Source organism: Pseudomonas sp. P5_A2_2 (assembly GCF_054177685.1).
The window spans coordinates 1-1,848 of sequence record NZ_JBGCUL010000879.1; the positions used below are offsets into that span (position 1 = coordinate 1).

A 1,848-nucleotide genomic window follows, 5' to 3' on the forward strand; every position below is an offset into this window, starting at 1 on the left:
GGTCAGGCGCGAACACTCGCAGCAATTGCTCGTGGTTACCCGGCGCAAGCCTGAATCGCAACCATAACGCGCCATCGGGCTCGGCCGCGGTAATGCGGTCGAGTTCGATAGGGCTGAATTGATTGGTATAGCGTGCGGAACGGATGTCGCTCAGTTGCAGGGCGCCCTGTTCGTCGAGCAATACCGCCCAGCCACTGCCTTGCGCGGCCTGGGCCGGTAGCATGCAGAGCAAGGTCAGCAAAGTGACGGTCAAGCTTATGGCAATCCTGAGCCAGCGCACGGCGAAATCCCTTCGTTAGGTTGATGCCAGAATATAACGATGCGCGGTGCCGGAATAGCCAGGCAATGAACCGTGTTCATTGCCTGGCGCGGTGTTTACCTTATTCCTGATTCTCGCCGCGCTCGCGGGCAATGGCGCGGTAGCCAATGTCCTTGCGATAGAAACAGCCTTCCCAGTCAATCGTAGCCGCCAACTTGTAGGCCTGCTGCTGCGCAGCGTCGACGCTGGCCCCCATGGCTGTGGCGCACAACACACGACCACCGGCCGTCACCACCTGACTATCCATGAGTGCAGTACCGGCGTGGAAAATCTTGCCTTCCAGTGCGGCGGCTGCATCCAGCCCCTTGATGGCTGCGCCTTTGGCGTAGTCACCAGGATAGCCGCCAGCGGCCAGGACGATGCCGACGCTCGGACGTGGATCCCATTGCGCTTCTACTTTATCCAGCGCCTGCGCCAGGGCGGCTTCGACCAGCAGCACCAGGCTCGACTGCAGACGCAGCATCACCGGTTGGGTCTCAGGGTCGCCGAAACGGCAGTTGAATTCGATGACTTTTGGGTTACCAGCCTTGTCGATCATCAGGCCGGCGTACAGGAAGCCAGTGTAGACATTGCCTTCTTCGGCCATGCCGCGCACGGTCGGCCAGATCACCAGGTCCATGACGCGCTTGTGCACGTCGGCGGTGACCACGGGTGCCGGGGAGTAAGCACCCATGCCGCCGGTGTTTGGACCGGTGTCGCCGTCACCGACGCGTTTGTGGTCCTGGCTGGTGGCCATCGGCAGCACGTTCTTGCCGTCGACCATGACGATGAAGCTGGCTTCTTCGCCGTCCAGGAATTCTTCGATGACCACGCGCGAACCCGCATCGCCAAAGGCATTGCCCGCCAGCATGTCGCGCACGGCGTCTTCGGCTTCAGGCAGGGTCATGGCGACGATCACGCCTTTGCCGGCGGCCAGGCCGTCGGCCTTGATCACGATCGGAGCGCCTTTTTCACGCAGGTAGGCCAGGGCTGGCTCGATTTCGGTGAAGTTCTGGTAGTCGGCAGTCGGGATCTTGTGGCGAGCCAGGAAGTCCTTGGTGAAGGCTTTCGAACCTTCCAGCTGTGCAGCGCCGGCGGTCGGACCGAAGCAATCGAGGCCGCGGCTGCGGAACAGATCCACAACACCGGCAACCAGCGGCACTTCAGGGCCAACGATGGTCAGCGAAACGTTTTTCTCGGCAAAGTCTGCCAGTTGCTCAAGCGCCAGTACGTCAATGGCGACGTTCTCGCACTTGGCTTCGATGGCGGTACCGGCGTTGCCCGGAGCCACGAACACCTTCTGCACGCGCGGATCCTGAGCCACTTTCCAGGCCAGGGCGTGTTCACGGCCACCGCTGCCAATGATCAAAACATTCATTTCAAAAACCTCGGATGACGCAAATTCTGTTGAGCACCKCAAAGATGCTTTACCTGTGGGAGCGAGCTTGCTCGCGATGACGGCGGCAAATCCAGCATCAATGTGTCTGAACGGACGCTATCGCGAGCAAGCTCGCTCCCACAGTTGATCGGTGTATCAGTGACGGAAGTGG

General features: G+C 60.7%; 2 protein-coding genes. Both read right to left on the reverse strand.

The features are described 5' to 3' along the window. A partial coding sequence (locus ACXRVY_RS26835; RefSeq protein ID WP_458238712.1) for a 7TM-DISM domain-containing protein occupies positions 1–280 on the reverse strand: 280 nt, incomplete at its 3' end. A gap of 100 nt (positions 281–380) precedes the next feature. Then, positions 381–1,676 carry a phosphoribosylamine--glycine ligase gene (gene purD, locus ACXRVY_RS26840; protein ID WP_223462764.1) on the reverse strand — a complete coding sequence of 432 codons (1,296 nt, stop codon included), beginning with the start codon at positions 1,674–1,676 and terminating at the stop codon, positions 381–383. Between the last annotated feature and the right edge of the window lie 172 nt (positions 1,677–1,848).

What these genes read in the sequence shown, in the direction of transcription:
- purD (WP_223462764.1), bottom strand. Translation starts at nt 1,676, where the DNA reads ATGAATGTTTTGATCATTGGCAGCGGTGGCCGTGAACACGCCCTGGCC.